The sequence below is a fragment of the Sulfitobacter sp. IGS-18 genome (assembly GCF_059628195.1).
In genome coordinates this window covers 2,928,146-2,941,815 of the sequence record NZ_CM184556.1, presented here as the reverse complement: position 1 = coordinate 2,941,815, position 13,670 = coordinate 2,928,146, and the positions used below count along the sequence as shown (strand labels likewise).

At 61.4% G+C, this 13,670-nt stretch carries 17 protein-coding genes; 8 read left to right on the top strand and 9 right to left on the bottom strand.

Annotated features, from left to right (window positions below):
* Positions 1 to 37 precede the first annotated feature (37 nt).
* Positions 38 to 1,048: a thioredoxin-disulfide reductase gene (trxB, locus tag ACWNZ3_RS14130; RefSeq protein ID WP_269361202.1), complete on the bottom strand. Its 1,011-nt coding sequence runs from the start codon at positions 1,046 to 1,048 to the stop codon at positions 38 to 40.
* Positions 1,049 to 1,267: 219 nt separating this feature from the next.
* Between trxB and ACWNZ3_RS14125 the strand changes: the two genes are divergently transcribed.
* Positions 1,268 to 1,768, top strand: coding sequence for an Lrp/AsnC family transcriptional regulator (locus ACWNZ3_RS14125; RefSeq protein ID WP_269361200.1), 501 nt, complete (start codon positions 1,268 to 1,270; stop codon positions 1,766 to 1,768).
* Between the two features lie 36 nt (positions 1,769 to 1,804).
* On the opposite strand, the gene ACWNZ3_RS14120 is transcribed toward ACWNZ3_RS14125, so the two are convergent.
* The 5 genes from ACWNZ3_RS14120 to lgt all read right to left on the bottom strand — a co-directional run bounded on the left by ACWNZ3_RS14120 (position 1,805) and on the right by lgt (position 6,026).
* Entirely contained in the window at positions 1,805 to 2,593 is a 789-nt protein-coding gene (locus ACWNZ3_RS14120; RefSeq protein WP_240313050.1) for a Hint domain-containing protein, read from the bottom strand.
* A gap of 305 nt (positions 2,594 to 2,898) precedes the next feature.
* Positions 2,899 to 3,045 carry a hypothetical protein gene (locus ACWNZ3_RS14115; RefSeq protein WP_205388210.1) on the bottom strand — a complete coding sequence of 49 codons (147 nt, stop codon included), beginning with the start codon at positions 3,043 to 3,045 and terminating at the stop codon, positions 2,899 to 2,901.
* Between the two features lie 283 nt (positions 3,046 to 3,328).
* Complete coding sequence (gene pgeF, locus ACWNZ3_RS14110; protein WP_496900342.1) at positions 3,329 to 4,084, bottom strand: peptidoglycan editing factor PgeF; 756 nt, start codon at positions 4,082 to 4,084, stop codon at positions 3,329 to 3,331.
* The gene (locus ACWNZ3_RS14105) at positions 4,081 to 5,142 is read right to left on the bottom strand and encodes a class I SAM-dependent methyltransferase (protein ID WP_496900341.1); all 1,062 of its coding nucleotides are present in this window, start codon (positions 5,140 to 5,142) and stop codon (positions 4,081 to 4,083) included. The genes pgeF and ACWNZ3_RS14105 overlap by 4 nt, the downstream gene beginning before the upstream one ends.
* Positions 5,139 to 6,026, bottom strand: a complete 888-nt coding sequence (gene lgt, locus ACWNZ3_RS14100) for a prolipoprotein diacylglyceryl transferase (RefSeq protein WP_496900340.1) — start codon at positions 6,024 to 6,026, stop codon at positions 5,139 to 5,141. Before lgt ends, ACWNZ3_RS14105 begins: the two co-directional genes overlap by 4 nt.
* A 93-nt stretch (positions 6,027 to 6,119) precedes the next feature.
* On the opposite strand from lgt, the gene ACWNZ3_RS14095 reads away from it, so the two are divergent.
* From ACWNZ3_RS14095 to ACWNZ3_RS14080, 4 genes are all read left to right on the top strand, one after another.
* The gene (locus ACWNZ3_RS14095; protein ID WP_496900339.1) at positions 6,120 to 6,365 is read left to right on the top strand and encodes an accessory factor UbiK family protein; all 246 of its coding nucleotides are present in this window, start codon (positions 6,120 to 6,122) and stop codon (positions 6,363 to 6,365) included.
* A 338-nt stretch (positions 6,366 to 6,703) separates the two neighbouring features.
* On the top strand, positions 6,704 to 7,204 hold the full coding sequence (locus tag ACWNZ3_RS14090; protein ID WP_269361192.1) for a type III secretion system chaperone family protein: 501 nt from the start codon (positions 6,704 to 6,706) through the stop codon (positions 7,202 to 7,204).
* A 34-nt stretch (positions 7,205 to 7,238) separates the two neighbouring features.
* Positions 7,239 to 8,054, top strand: coding sequence for a pyrroline-5-carboxylate reductase (gene proC / locus ACWNZ3_RS14085; protein WP_496900338.1), 816 nt, complete (start codon positions 7,239 to 7,241; stop codon positions 8,052 to 8,054).
* Positions 8,047 to 8,385: a tRNA-binding protein gene (locus tag ACWNZ3_RS14080; protein WP_496900337.1), complete on the top strand. Its 339-nt coding sequence runs from the start codon at positions 8,047 to 8,049 to the stop codon at positions 8,383 to 8,385. The genes proC and ACWNZ3_RS14080 overlap by 8 nt, the downstream gene beginning before the upstream one ends.
* Before the next feature lie 355 nt (positions 8,386 to 8,740).
* Here the strand turns inward: ACWNZ3_RS14080 and ACWNZ3_RS14075 are convergent, their stop codons facing one another.
* Positions 8,741 to 9,322: a thymidine kinase gene (locus ACWNZ3_RS14075; RefSeq protein ID WP_496900336.1), complete on the bottom strand. Its 582-nt coding sequence runs from the start codon at positions 9,320 to 9,322 to the stop codon at positions 8,741 to 8,743.
* A gap of 259 nt (positions 9,323 to 9,581) precedes the next feature.
* On the opposite strand from ACWNZ3_RS14075, the gene ACWNZ3_RS14070 reads away from it, so the two are divergent.
* The gene (locus ACWNZ3_RS14070) at positions 9,582 to 10,040 is read left to right on the top strand and encodes a hypothetical protein (protein WP_269361185.1); all 459 of its coding nucleotides are present in this window, start codon (positions 9,582 to 9,584) and stop codon (positions 10,038 to 10,040) included.
* A 1-nt stretch (position 10,041) separates the two neighbouring features.
* The gene (gene arsH, locus ACWNZ3_RS14065) at positions 10,042 to 10,749 is read left to right on the top strand and encodes an arsenical resistance protein ArsH (RefSeq protein ID WP_443069509.1); all 708 of its coding nucleotides are present in this window, start codon (positions 10,042 to 10,044) and stop codon (positions 10,747 to 10,749) included.
* A gap of 19 nt (positions 10,750 to 10,768) precedes the next feature.
* On the opposite strand, the gene ACWNZ3_RS14060 is transcribed toward arsH, so the two are convergent.
* Positions 10,769 to 11,893 (bottom strand): beta-ketoacyl-ACP synthase III, encoded by a 1,125-nt coding sequence (locus ACWNZ3_RS14060; protein WP_274573845.1) that lies wholly within the window; start codon positions 11,891 to 11,893, stop codon positions 10,769 to 10,771.
* A 132-nt stretch (positions 11,894 to 12,025) separates the two neighbouring features.
* Here ACWNZ3_RS14060 and ACWNZ3_RS14055 point away from each other — a divergent pair, with 132 nt between their 5' ends.
* Entirely contained in the window at positions 12,026 to 12,874 is an 849-nt protein-coding gene (locus ACWNZ3_RS14055; protein ID WP_496900335.1) for a hypothetical protein, read from the top strand.
* Between the two features lie 315 nt (positions 12,875 to 13,189).
* Here ACWNZ3_RS14055 and ACWNZ3_RS14050 read toward each other — a convergent pair whose 3' ends face one another.
* The gene (locus ACWNZ3_RS14050; RefSeq protein WP_496900334.1) at positions 13,190 to 13,477 is read right to left on the bottom strand and encodes a hypothetical protein; all 288 of its coding nucleotides are present in this window, start codon (positions 13,475 to 13,477) and stop codon (positions 13,190 to 13,192) included.
* Between the last annotated feature and the right edge of the window lie 193 nt (positions 13,478 to 13,670).

Genomic DNA, 13,670 nt, shown 5'->3' with positions numbered 1-13,670 from the left:
GGGAGGCAAGGAGCAGGTCAAGATGGGTGGTGGTGGCCTATTCAGCCACCTGTGCGCCGTGGCCCAGGGGCAGCGAGGTGTCCTTGCCGCCCTGGATTTCCACATCGTCGCCCATTTCGGCCAGGAACCGTTCCGCTTCCAGCGCTGCCATGCAGCCCATGCCGGCGCTGGTCACCGCCTGCCGGTACTTGTGGTCGGTCAGGTCACCGGCGGCAAAAACACCGGGGATCGAGGTTTCGGTGCTGTCGGGCTTGGTCACGACATAGCCGCCCATGTGGGTTTCCAGCACGTCCTTGACCAGTTCGTTTGCCGGTGCGTGGCCGATGGCAATGAAGACGCCCTTGGCGGGGATGTCCGTGATCTCGCCGGTTTCAACATGCTTTACCTTGATGCCCTCGACACCCAGCGGGCTGTCGGTGCCATAGACCTCGTGCAGTTCATGGAACCACAGCGGCTCGATCTTGGGGTTTTTCATCAGCCGGTCTATCAGGATCTTCTCGGCACGCAGTTCGTCGCGGCGATGGATCAGCGTCACCTTGGAGGCGAAATTGGTCAGGAACAGCGCCTCTTCCACGGCTGTGTTGCCACCGCCGACCACGACGATCTCCTGGCCGCGATAGAAAAAGCCGTCGCAGGTCGCACAGGCGCTGACGCCGAAACCCTTGAACTTGTCCTCCGTCGGCAGGCCAAGCCATTTTGCCCGCGCGCCGGTGGCAAGGATCACCGCGTCGGCGATATAGGTCGTGCCGCTGTCCCCCCTGGCGTGAAACGGACGGCTGGACAGGTCCAGATCGGTGATGATGTCGCCGATGATCTCGGTGCCCATGGCCTTGGCATGGTCCTGCATGCGCACCATCAGATCGGGGCCCTGAACTTCGCTGTCGCCGGGCCAGTTCTCGACCTCGGTGGTGGTGGTCAGCTGGCCGCCCGGCTCGATCCCCTGTACCAGAATAGGCTCCAGCATGGCGCGGCTGGCATAGACACCGGCCGTGTAGCCTGCCGGGCCTGAGCCAATGATCAGAACCTTGGTTTTGCGTGTCTCGGCCATACGGCACCCCCGAACATCTGTTGCAGCCCTCGTCATATAGACAAGCTCCGCCGCCGCTTAAACCCCCGTTGGAGGGGCCCGAAGCCGGGCCAATAGGGCTTTTCATCCCCGGATGCCGGCGCTAAGTGTCGACTCTGGAAGATTCTTGCGCGAATACGAAACAATATTGCGCAGAATCGCCGCGCTGATATAAGAATCGCAAATACCACGGGGGACATCATGGCAGGTACACGGCTTGATCCGATTGATCGGAAAATTCTGGCCGAATTGCAGGCCGATGGGCGGATGACCAACGTCGAGCTGGCCAAGCGGGTCGGCATTTCAGCACCGCCCTGCCTGCGCCGGGTCCGCACGCTGGAGGAACAAGGCTACATCCGGGGCTATCACGCCGATGTCGATGCCCGCGAACTGGGATTCGAGGTGCAGGTCTTTGCGATGGTCGGGCTGGCCAGCCAGGCCGAAGCGGACCTGAGCGCCTTTGAGCAGAAATGCCGCGACTGGCCCCTGGTCCGTGAATGTCACATGCTGAACGGCGAAGTCGACTTCATCATCAAATGTGTGGCCCCGGACCTGTCCAGCTTTCAAAGCTTTCTGACCGGCAAGCTGCTGACCACACCGAATGTGGCCAGTGTCAAGACCAGCCTGGTGATCCGTGGTGCCAAGGATGAACCCGGCGTGCCCTTCGATGTTCTGGAAGAACGCCTGAAAACCACCCCCTGAGGCGCAGGCCCCGGAGGACGCCGTCGCGGCGTGGCTTCAGGCGACCTGACCGTTTTCAGGTTCCGGCGCGCGCGGATGGGCCAGCGGACCGAAGTCGGTGATGTGGCTGATGCGCGGAAACATCCCCAGGAAACGGTCGCGCAGCGAATGGGTCACCGTCCGTGTCGCATTGGCACCGGGGTGAAAGGTTTCCATCTCAAGCCCGCCCGCATTGATCGCGGCATGGCGGTCCAGGCAGATGTGAAACAGCCGCACGGGTGTTGGCGGTACGATCTCGATCACGTTCACACCGTCCACGAATTCCCGGACCGAGGTCAGCATCCTTGTGCCACCGGCCTCTGACCGCAGGTGGTGGGGGGTGTGCAGCACCCTTGCGCCCGGTCCGACGGTCAGGAAGGACGAGGGGCGCCCCTGTCCGAAGCTGTCGGCCATGATCCGCACCAGCGGCATGCGGCGGCCCGCGTCGGCGGGCACGAAGCTGGAGGAACCGATCCAGATCAGCTTGGCCGGTTCGCCGGTGGAGGTGTTGATCATGTCGCCGGGCTGCAGATCCTCGACCGCGACCTCACCATTGACGGTCTGGATCAGCGTGCCGCGCGCAAAAGCGGAAAAGGCGGATTCGAACAATGGAATGGCCGGTGCCCTGTCCTGTCCGATGTAAAGCGAACCGTCCGTCCGCAACGCCGCTATTTCGAAATTGCGCATTGGCATGGGGGCGGTTGCGCGCAGCCCGCCATTTGCGGGACCCGGCGCGTTCAGGTCGAACCCGCGTGGTGCTTTCAGTCTGGTCTGCAGGCGGGCGCCTGAGGCAGCAGTAATATTCATGCGATCACCCTTCCAAGGTAGGTCACATCCGTGTCGGCCCCCACCGACAACAACGGAAATAACATTCGTCATTTCATGTCTTCTACGAGGCTTAAATCGTCATGAAAGGGTTAGATTGTCAAAGTTTGTCGAACATTAATGCCCCATTTAAGGCCAATTTGGTGGATTTTCGCCGTTCTGTTTCCCCAATTCCGCGTGACGCTGCCACATTTCACGCAAAAAAAGACCCCCCTCGCGAATCAACGCGTGGGGGGTATGCACTCGTACCAGCGAAACTGGTCGCTTCGGGGAGGCTGGTGCGGTGTTCAGGCGGACTTGCGCGCCGATGTCTCGGATGCGTTGCGCTTGGCGATGAAAGCCTTCCGGCGTGCGCCGCGCGCCCAGGGCATCACGGTGTCATTCTTGGCTGCGGTTTCGACGACGTTCTTGATAAAGCGTGTGTTGGTCTTCATTGTCTCATCCTCGGTCTGTATTTTCGGGTCGCTGCCCTTGCTTGAGGATCAATATGCCGGACCAATCGGGCGGGTTTTTGGCGTTTGACGAGAATTTTCAAGAAAGCTTCATCATTGGGCCGGTCATTTGTGACCGCACCGCCTCAATTGCGCAAAGCCCTTGTTTTATTGAAAATCATAGATGCTTCGTGGCCAATCTTGCCGCTTTTGCAGGATTGTTTCCGCTTTGCGAGTGGGTCATTCGGGCAGGAAGGGGGCCATAGCTGCCCCAATTGCGTCAAAATCAAAGGGTGATGGCAGAGATCAGGCGGCCGTAATCGGCCTCCTTGGCATGGGTGGATCTGCGATAGGAATAGAACCGTGCCGGATCGCTGTAGGTGCAGTGATGTGTCCATTCCGCATGGCCCACACCAGCCGCCCGCAGCCGGTTCAGCCCAAAGCCGGGCAGATCGAACAACATCCTGTCGCCGTCGCCATTGGCAAAGTAGCGGGCATAGGCCTGATCCTCGGCAATGAAATCCTCGAAGAATTCCGGACCAACCTCATAGGCGCGCTGGCTGATGCAGGGCCCGATGACGGCGGTGATGTCAGGCCGCGCGGCCCCCAGCGCCACCATGGCATCGACGGTGGCATGCAACACCCCGTCCAGCGCGCCCCGCCATCCGGCATGGGCGGCCCCGATGACGCCGGCCTTGGCATCTGCAAACAGCACAGGCTGGCAATCGGCGCTCAGCACCGACAGCGCAAGGCCGGGGGTGGCGGTGACCAGCGCATCCGCTTTCGGCTTTTCCGCCTGCGGTGCGGTCACGGTGATCGCGGTGGCGGAATGGACCTGGTGCACGCCCAGCAGGTGATCCTGCGCCACACCCATGGCCTCCGCCACGCGGCTGCGGTTGATGGCCACGATTTCGCGCTGGTCCGAACTGCCCTGTCCGCAGTTCAGGCCGGCGAACACGCCCGAGGATGCACCGCCCGCGCGGGTGAAAAACCCGTGGCGCAGGGGGGCAAGACAGTCCGACGTGAGAATTTCCAGTGTCATGGTTCCAATCCCGGTGGCGGTGCCGACTCTGGCGGATAAAGGGCGATCACTTTGAAGAGGTTTCCCATTTCCTGCGGATGCGTCAACCGTCGATGTGCGGCGATATGGCTGTCCAGCGCCGGGCCGGTCAGGCTCTGTGCCAGTTGTTGCGCCCGCTGCGTGATGCCCAGCCGTTCAAGGAATACCCCCTGCGGGGTGACACGGCTGTAGGCGCAGGGGGCAGCGGCCAGGGCGATCGCTTCGAAATCCACATGTGCGGTCAGATCGGCGGCACCCGGGTTGGCCAGCGGGTTTGTGGGTTCGTGATCCTGCACCGCCTGCCAGGTGTCGCCCAGCGTGCGCCAGTCGCCGTAATCAATGATCAGCGCAGTGCCACCGTACTGCGCGATCCGGGGGGCGATCCGGGACAGGATTGGCGACAGGGCACCGCAGATCTCGACCACATCGCCGTCGCGGGTGTCCTCGATCCTGTTGTTCAGCGCCGGTTGCGGCTGGGCGGGGCCCAGACCCAGGGCAAGCGCCCCGTCCTGCAGGCCGATCTGCCGTTCGCGCCAGCGCATCCCGTCCCGGAGGAACTGGCGGATCGGCAGCGCGTCAAAGAATTCATTCGCCACCAGGTAAAGCGGTTGATCCGGCAGGTCACCCACCTCGGTCGACCAGGTGACCTGCCAGGCCTCCAAAGTCCGGGCCTGTATCTGGCGCAGGGCGTCCGAGGCTTCGATCAGCTGGATTTCCGCCGCCTCGGCAAATCCCGGCACTTTGGCGCAGGCCCGCAGGATGTCCGCCATCAGCGTGCCGCGGCCGGGTCCCAGCTCCGCCAGGGTAAAGGGGGAGGGCGCGCCATCGTCCAGCCATTTCTGTGCCAACGACAGACCGATGACTTCGCCGAACATCTGGCTGATCTCGGGGGCGGTGGTGAAATCACCCGCAGCCCCCAGCGGGTCGCGGGTGGCGTAATAGCCCCAGCGCGGGTGCAACAGGCAGGACTGCATGTAGTCATCCAGCCGCATCGGCCCTTCGGCCCGGATGCGCGCGACGATATGGTCATGCAGGCTCATGCCAGGCGACGGCGCGCCCGCAGGATCAGGAACGCCCCGACCAGGATCATCGGCAGGCAGAGGATCTGGCCCATGGTCAGCCCATAGCCGACCATGTGCCAGGCGAGGCCCAGCGGATTGCCCTCGCTGACGAATTGCGCATCGGGCTGGCGGACGAATTCGACCATAAAACGGGCGATGCCATAACCGGCGAGGAACGTGCCGCCGATCAGCCCTTCGCGATTCAACGCCCCGCGCCGCCAGGCCATCCAGACCAGAAGGCCCCCCAGCATCAGCCCTTCGAGCAGCGCCTCGTAGAGTTGCGAGGGGTGCCGGGCGCAGAGTCCGGCCACATCGGGACAATATTGCGCGGCATCGGTCGGAAAGGCGACGCCCCAGGGCAGGTCGGTTGGCCGACCCCAGAGTTCGGCATTGATGAAATTTGCCAGTCGCCCCAGGAACAGCCCCGGTGCCAGCCCGAGGCAGACCATATCGCCGGTCGGGATGGTGGGGATCTTGTGGCGCAGGGTATAAAACCATCCGGCAAGGATGACGCCCAGGGCCCCGCCGTGAAAGGACATGCCGCCTTCCCAAAGCTGCAGGATGCGCAGCGGGTTGGTCAGGTAGAACCCGGGTTGATAGAACAGCACATAGCCCAGCCGCCCGCCCAGGATCACGCCCAGGATCACCCAGAACAGCAGGTCCTCGACCTGGGAGGGGGTCATCACGGGCGTGTTGTTCTTCCATAGTCGCGGGGTCCGGGTGGCGCGGACAACGATGCGCCAGCCCAGCAGGATGCCGACGATATAGGCCAGCGCATACCAACGCAGTGCGAAGGTTGTGCCAAACAGGGAAATCGAGAAGATCTCGGGCGAGATTTCGGGGAAGGGGAGCATTGCGATCATGCGCTGATTGAGCGCGCCCCGGCGGGGAAGTCAACCTTGCGCCTGCGACAAGTGGCCCCCATATAGGATGAAAGCGAACCCCGGAGGCGAGACATGCAGACCCGCAACAAATTTTTCGACGACGTCAGCCAGATGATGACCAATGCCATGGGCGTGGCACAGGGGGCCCGGAACGAGGCTGAAACCGCGCTGAAAGGCATGATGGACCGCTGGCTGGCGGATCGCGACTTTGTGACCCGCGAGGAATTCGACGCGGTGCGCGCGATGGCGCAGAAGGCGCGCGAGGAGAACGAGGCACTCAAGGCGCGGCTCGACGCGCTGGAGGCAAAGAAAGGCTGACCCAAAGGCGGCGCTGCCGCGCCATTCCAGTTTATTGCAAGGGGCGGGTGATCACCCGGCTCTTGAGGGGGCACCCGTTTGCGCGGGAGCGCATGGATATTTCAGGCCAAAAAGAAAAACACCGCTAAGATTTTGCGGCAGTGATTGTTTTTCCCACAATATATTGGAGATATCCCCCGCAATTTGTAGTTATCCCCAAGAAAAAGGTTGCCACAGGTCACGCTTATCGCCCACCATATCTGGTATAGGCTTGGAGATGTTCCCCGCCTATTAGTGCAGGCATCCATAGCTGGTGGCGCAGGCGCACCACGGCTCTGGACTAAAAAAGAGGTGGCGAAATGGCCCTGTCCGAGCAATACCTTGAAGAAGACATTCACCCCATTGATATCGTGGAAAACCTGGCGGCCCATCACGAATGGGATTTCGACCGGATTTCCGATGAGCAGATCGCCATGGCCGTCGAGGGCCAGTGGCGCACCTACTCGATTACCCTGGCCTGGTCTGCGTTCGACGAAACGCTGCGGCTGATCTGCACCTTTGACATGGACCCGCCGGAGCATTCCCTGCCCGGGGTCTATGAATTGCTCAACGCCATCAACGACCAATGCTGGGCGGGGGGCTTTACCTATTGGGCCGAGCAGAAGCTCATGGTCTATCGCTATGGCCTGGTGCTTGCAGGGGGGCAGGATGCCTCTGCCGGGCAGATCGACATGATGATCACCGCTGCGGTCATGTCGGCGGAACGGTATTACCCCGCGCTGCAATTGCTGATCTGGGGTGACCGGACACCGAAAGATGCGCTTCAGGTCGCCATTGCGGAGGCCTACGGCCACGCGTAACAGTTTCCCGCGAGTTTAACGCGGGAGATTTGTGATGAATAACAGTCGGATTGCTGCCGGAGGCCTGGTTTTGCTGGGCTGCGGCAAGATGGGGTCGGCCATGCTGGCCGGTTGGCTGGGGCGCGGATTGCCGCCAACCTCTGTCTGGGTCATGGACCCTGTGCCGTCTGACTGGCTGCAGGGGCAGGGGGTTCATCTGAACGAAACCCTGCCCGAAACACCGGCGCTTGTGCTGGTGGCGGTCAAGCCGCAGATGATGGCAGAGGCCCTGCCGACCCTGCAGGCCATGGGCAATGGCAGCACCGTGTTTGTCAGCGTCGCTGCCGGGACCCCGATTTCCTATTTCGAAGATGTTCTGGGCGCGCAGACCCCCATCGTGCGCGCCATGCCGAACACGCCTGCAGCGATTTCGCGCGGGATCACGGCCATCGTGGGCAATGCCGCTGCCGGTGCAGCGGCGCTGGACGAGGCCGAAGCGCTGCTCAGCGCCGTAGGCGAGGTCGTGCGTCTGACCGAAGAGGCGCAGATCGACGCGGTGACCGGGGTCAGCGGCTCGGGCCCAGCCTATGTCTTTCACATGATGGAGACCATGGCGGATGCCGGCGTGGCCCAGGGGTTGCCGCGCGACCTGGCCCTGCAACTGGCCAAGGCGACGGTCGCCGGGGCCGGGGCGCTGGCCATGGAGGCGGCGGAAGACCCCACGCAGCTGCGCATCAATGTGACCAGCCCGAATGGCACGACCCAGGCTGCGCTTGAGGTGCTGATGGATGCAGAAACGGGGTTTCCCGCGCTTTTGAACCGCGCGGTGGCGGCGGCCACGGACAGATCAAGGGAGTTGTCGCGTGGCTGAGATTGATTTCGATGATTTCATGAAGGTGGACATCCGCGTCGGCACGGTGATCCGCGCGGAACCCTTTCCCGAAGCACGCAAGCCCGCGATCAAGCTCTGGGTGGACTTCGGCGAGGAGATCGGCACGCGCAAGACCTCGGCGCAGATCACGGTACATTATGCACTCGATGAGCTGATCGGGCGGCAGGTGATGGCGGTGGTGAATTTCCCGCCGCGCCAGATTGGTCCCTTCATGTCCGAGGTCCTGGTCCTTGGGGTTCCGGACAAGGACGGGGCAATCGTGCTGCTGTCGCCGGATCAGGAGGTTCCCGACGGCGGGCGGATGCATTGAATTACAGCGCCCTGCCTTTGATCTGATGCAGGTTCGAGGCGGGGCGATTTAAATCAAGGAGTTATGCCGCTTTCCTGAAGTCCTGCGTGAGCTGTGCGGAGCTGATTTCCACATCGGCTCTGTGGTGCCGTCGGAGGCGTCGTGATGCGGGATTTTGCCCTCAGCGCGACCAGAATGCGTGCTTTTTGGCGGATTTTCGTGCTGCCAGGAGGGGTATTGCGACAGTTTGGCGGTGTAGCAACTCCAATATCGACTGTGGGGGTAAGTTCAGGCCGCTATCGGATATTCACAAGAAATCGTCGAATTGCTGTGGATAGGGATCAGAAATGATCGATTTATGAAAACCTGCCGCCTGTCATTTATCCCCAACCGCCTCGCGCCAATGGCGGCGGCAGAGGGAAAGATAGGTTTCATTGCCGCCAATCTGAACCTGAGCCCCGTCGCGCTGGGGTTTGCCGTCTGCATCCATCCTCACCACCATGGTGGCCTTCTTGCCGCAATGGCAGATGGTCCGGACCTCGCGGATTTCATCGCTCAGGGCCAGCAGGGTGGCAGAGCCGGGGAACAATTCGCCACGAAAATCGACCCGCAGGCCAAAGCACATGACAGGCACGTTCAGATCATCGACCACCCGTGCCAGTTGCCAGACCTGATCCGGGCTCAGGAACTGTGCCTCGTCCACGAAAATACAGGCACATGGCCCCTGGGTGAGCCGGGTTTCGATCTTGGCAAAGAGGTTTTCTTCGGGGGCGAAGGTATCTGCCTTCTGGCCGATGCCGATCCGCGAGGCGATGCGCGCTTCGCCCGCGCGGTCATCAAGCTGTGCCGTCAGCAGATAGGGGCGCATCCCCCGTTCGACGTAGTTATGCGCAGCTTGCAGCAGAACGGTGGATTTCCCCGCGTTCATGGTTGAATAATGGAAATAGAGTTTGGCCATGGCGCATCCCATACGTCAGGTTTGTCACGGCGATCAAGCAAAAGGGTTCGCCCATTTGCTGCCCTGCGGGCCTGAAGTTCCCTCCCTCTTCAGAAATGGCCGAACCAAAACAGACGTTGCGCAGGGTCCGCAGGTCACTCGTCATTCCGCGTACGCTGCGGATAGAATGTGAATGACATCTGTTGGGTCTGCGGTTAATGGGAAAAACCGAGGCGCTTTCCCCCGAAGGGGAAGCGCCGGATAACGGAGAAGCGAAGTTATGGCCGGAATGGGCAGCTATTTGAAGAAACACACCGAAGCCCTTGTGAAGGATGTCGGGATCGAGCCCGCCTGCGCCCTGACCGGAAAGTCCAAGGCGACCTTGGGACGCTATTATTCAGACAACGCCGAACATGCCGATCGCTTCATGCCCATTGATGCGGTGGCGGAGCTTGAAAAGGCGGCGGGCTATCCTCATGTGACCGCTGCCCTGGCAGAGCTGCGGGGCGTCGAATTGTCCTTTCATGACGGTCGCCCGAATGCGCCACGCTCGGGTGGGGTGAATTCCGATGTGATCGCCCTGAGCCAGCGTTTCGCGATGCTGATGGCCGAATATCAGCAATCCATGGAAGATGGCCGGATCACGGTCAACGAAGCAAAGCGGCTGCTGCGCGAGACGACGATGCTGCAGCAGGTGCTGATCGACATGAAATTGAACCTGGAAGAAGAAAGTGGCTGATTTGCTGTCCTCCCTGCAAGCAGATGCCTTGCCGCAGATCGACACGGACCAATTGCGCGCAGAAGGGGATCCGGGGCACAAGCCGCGCATCTTGCTGCTTTATGGCTCGCTGCGTGACGTCAGCTATTCGCGCAAGGCCGCGGTTGAAGCGGCGCGTATCCTGCGGCACCTGGGCTGCGAGACCCGGATGTTCGACCCGACAGGTCTGCCGCTGCCTGATGGGGCGGATGCCGATCACCCCAAGGTGCAGGAGCTGCGCGATCTTGCCGTGTGGTCCGAAGGCATGGTCTGGTCCAGCCCGGAACGGCACGGGGCGATGACGGCGGTGATGAAGGCGCAGATCGACTGGCTGCCCCTCTCCCTGAAAGGCGGGATCAGGCCGACGCAGGGCAAGACCCTGGCGGTCATGCAGGTCAGCGGCGGATCGCAGTCCTTCAACGCGGTCAATCAGATGCGTATTCTGGGACGATGGATGCGGATGGTCACCATTCCCAACCAGTCCAGCATCCCCAAGGCCTGGCTGGAGTTCGATGACGCGGGGCAGCTGCCTGCGGGGCCGTTCTACAACCGCGTTGTCGATGTGATGGAGGAACTGGTCAAGTTCACCTGGCTGGTGCGCGGGCGTGCCGACTATCTGGTGGATCGGTATTCCGAGCGGGTGGAAAGCGCGGAGGAAGTTCACAAAAGGGTATCGCTGAAATCCCTCTGACGCGGCTTAGGCAGTGCGCTCACCCGTGTTTTTGCACGATGACGGAGCCCACCGAATATCCCGCCCCGAAGGAACAGATCAGCCCCATATCGCCGTCCTTCAGATCGTCGGAATATTTGGCAAAGGCAATGATCGACCCGGCGGAGGAGGTATTGGCGTAATCCTGCAGGATATTGGGTTGTTCGCCAGGTTCCGGCACCCGGCCCAGAACCTTGCGCCCGATGAAATCGTTCATCGACTTGTTGGCCTGATGCAGCCAGATGCGTTTCAGATCACCGCTGACGACACCATTGTCGGCCATATGCCCCGCCACGTGATCGGAAACCAGCGGCAGCACTTCCTTGAACACCTTGCGGCCATTCTGCATGAACTGCATATCGCGCCGGTCGGCTACACCGTCGGGCCGGGAGCGGCGCAGAAAGCCGTTGTTGTTCCTGATGTTGTTTGAGAACTGCGTCGCGCAACGGGTTGATCTGATTTCGAAATAGGGCCCCTTTGCGGCCTCCTCCCGCTCGATCAGCGTGGCGGTGGCCACATCGCCGAAAATGAAGTGACAATCGCGGTCCCGCCATTCCAGATGGGCGGAACAGATTTCCGGATTGACCACCAGGGCAGAACGGATCGAGCCGCTGCGCACCATGTCCGCCGCCGCCTGGATGCCAAAGGTTGCAGAGGAACAGGCGACATTCATGTCGAATGCAAAGCCGTTGATGCCTAACAGTTCCTGGATTTCAATCGCCACCGCCGGATAGGCGCGTTCGAGGTTCGAGGCGGCGCAGATCACCGCATCCACATCCGCTGCCGTCTTGCCCGCCTTGGCAAGCGCCTTGCTGGCGGCATCCAGTGCCATTTCGGCCATCAGCGAAGGTTCGTCATCGCTGCGCTGGCGCAGCAGCGGGTGCATCACCTGCGGGTCCAGAACGCCCGCTTTGTCGATCACATATCGCTGCTCGATCCCGCTGGCCTTGACGATGAACTCTTCGGAGGAATGCGCCTTGGCCTCAACCTCGCCCGCCTCAATGGCGGCGGCATGTTCCGCGTTATAGAGATCGACATAGGCGTTGAACGAGGCCACCAGCTCCGCATTGGTGATGATCTGGTCCGGGGTGAAGATGCCGGTGCCGGTGATGACGGGTGTGAACATTCGGTAACCTCTTGAGTTTTGTCAAACTAACCGGGGCAAAGGGCGCTGGGCAAGGGGCAGGACAAGGCCCGGCGGTCAGCTTCTGTTAAAGATTGCCCTGTACTCCTGCGGGGGCAAGCAAGGGAGCCGGGCATGATCAAGACGATAAGGGCTGCTCTGTGCCTGTTGTTGGTGTCGGCAGGTGCCGCCCTGGCGCAATCCGAAGGCCACCTGCGGGTGACCCTGTTGACGGAACAGGCGCAGCGTGCCCTTCGGGTGGCGAAGTCGACCTGTTTCGTGATGTCGGGATCACAATCGCAACTGCATGCAGAGACCGCGTTGCATGAGGCGCAGGCGTTCGAACAGGTGATGAAGGCGCTGATCGACGGCGCGGCTGATCCGGCGCTGACAGCTGAAGCTGATCCGGCGCTCAGCACGGAATTGTCCCGCATACAGCGGATGTCTTTCGGGGTGACACGTTCGGCGGAACAGATCGTATCGGGTGACTTTCACAGTGTGCCGATGCGCCTATTGCTGTCGCGCAATCAGGATGTCGCTGATGGTCTGCTTGCCGCCGCCCGCGCCGCGGGTCCGAGGTATCTTGAGGGTGATTTCTCCGCAGAGCACCAGGCGGCACTGCTGCATCTGGCCGGACAGCGGACCCTGATCGAGGAGTTGCTGCGCGACCTGTGCTATCTGCGCCTGTCGCTTGGCTCTGCCGAACTACCGGCGCAGATGATCGAAAAGATCGCCCTATTTGAGAGCATCAATACCGCCTTGATTGAAGGGGATGCGCTGCGCGGGCTGTCCGGGGCGCCGAACATCGGCATCAAGCTCGGCCTGGGGCAGGTGGCTTCCAAATGGGTGGCTTTGCGTGACCTGCTTGCGGCGGCGGCCAATGGCGAGGCGCTGGAGGTGCGCGACCTGCAAAAGGCCTCCGTCATCGGCGAGACACTCAGCCAGCGGCTCACCAGGTTGATGGGCAAATACGCCGCTTTGTGACGCCTTAGGCTCTGGACCCATTAATCTTACATGCTCAGCGGCGATTTCACGAAATTTCAATGGTTTGGGGCGTGCAGCCAATAGTGGTCCTATTTGCAAGCGACCCAAGACGTTGAAATGAAGTGAAATCACCGCCCTTCGGGTTTGACGGATTTTCCCGCAGCTTGCGTCACATCTGCTTGAAATAGAACCACTATTCCTGCGCAGATGTTCCTGGTCTGCGAAAAAATCTGTCAAACTGAGCGTGTAAGATTAATGGGTCCAGAGCCTACAGCGCCCCGGCTTTAACTTGATACAAGTTTAAGGCGGGGGGCTTTAACGCAGCGGGACGGAGTAGAGGATATAACCATCGCGCCGCGCGACCTCCTGCGCGCCGGTATCGATCACGAAGACGCCAAGGTTCTCCAGATCCGCCGGACAGCCGACCAGATCGGCGGCATCGTCGAGGAATTGATTGGTATAGGCATCCTCGCCCAGACGGCGACAGGCATCACCGTCGAAGCGGTAGCCGTTCCCGAAAAAGGGCAGGGATGAAGGGGCGGTGGCAGGGACGTGGGTGCAAGCGGCAATGAGCAGTAGGGTGGGAATGAAGGCGCGGAACATGGGGGCCTCCTCTGGCTGAACTGACAGCAGGATAACACGATTTCTCGTTTAACGGGAGGGCACGCATCGGCCAGGCCCGGCTTCAACCTCCAAAGTAGCGCCGGTCAGCCATGTCGACCCAGGGGCTGCCGCTGCCCGTCGCCCCGTTGTTGCATTTTGCAGGAAATGGCCGGGGCTCCGCCCGTTCGCGTCT

Coding starts and splice junctions, on each gene's coding strand:
- trxB (WP_269361202.1), bottom strand. CDS start 1,048: ATGGCCGAGACACGCAAAACCAAGGTTCTGATCATTGGCTCAGGCCCG.
- ACWNZ3_RS14125 (WP_269361200.1), top strand. CDS start 1,268: ATGGCAGGTACACGGCTTGATCCGATTGATCGGAAAATTCTGGCCGAA.
- ACWNZ3_RS14120 (WP_240313050.1), bottom strand. CDS start 2,593: ATGAATATTACTGCTGCCTCAGGCGCCCGCCTGCAGACCAGACTGAAA.
- ACWNZ3_RS14115 (WP_205388210.1), bottom strand. CDS start 3,045: ATGAAGACCAACACACGCTTTATCAAGAACGTCGTCGAAACCGCAGCC.
- pgeF (WP_496900342.1), bottom strand. CDS start 4,084: ATGACACTGGAAATTCTCACGTCGGACTGTCTTGCCCCCCTGCGCCAC.
- ACWNZ3_RS14105 (WP_496900341.1), bottom strand. CDS start 5,142: ATGAGCCTGCATGACCATATCGTCGCGCGCATCCGGGCCGAAGGGCCG.
- lgt (WP_496900340.1), bottom strand. CDS start 6,026: ATGATCGCAATGCTCCCCTTCCCCGAAATCTCGCCCGAGATCTTCTCG.
- ACWNZ3_RS14095 (WP_496900339.1), top strand. CDS start 6,120: ATGCAGACCCGCAACAAATTTTTCGACGACGTCAGCCAGATGATGACC.
- ACWNZ3_RS14090 (WP_269361192.1), top strand. CDS start 6,704: ATGGCCCTGTCCGAGCAATACCTTGAAGAAGACATTCACCCCATTGAT.
- proC (WP_496900338.1), top strand. CDS start 7,239: ATGAATAACAGTCGGATTGCTGCCGGAGGCCTGGTTTTGCTGGGCTGC.
- ACWNZ3_RS14075 (WP_496900336.1), bottom strand. CDS start 9,322: ATGGCCAAACTCTATTTCCATTATTCAACCATGAACGCGGGGAAATCC.
- ACWNZ3_RS14070 (WP_269361185.1), top strand. CDS start 9,582: ATGGCCGGAATGGGCAGCTATTTGAAGAAACACACCGAAGCCCTTGTG.
- ACWNZ3_RS14060 (WP_274573845.1), bottom strand. CDS start 11,893: ATGTTCACACCCGTCATCACCGGCACCGGCATCTTCACCCCGGACCAG.
- ACWNZ3_RS14055 (WP_496900335.1), top strand. CDS start 12,026: ATGATCAAGACGATAAGGGCTGCTCTGTGCCTGTTGTTGGTGTCGGCA.
- ACWNZ3_RS14050 (WP_496900334.1), bottom strand. CDS start 13,477: ATGTTCCGCGCCTTCATTCCCACCCTACTGCTCATTGCCGCTTGCACC.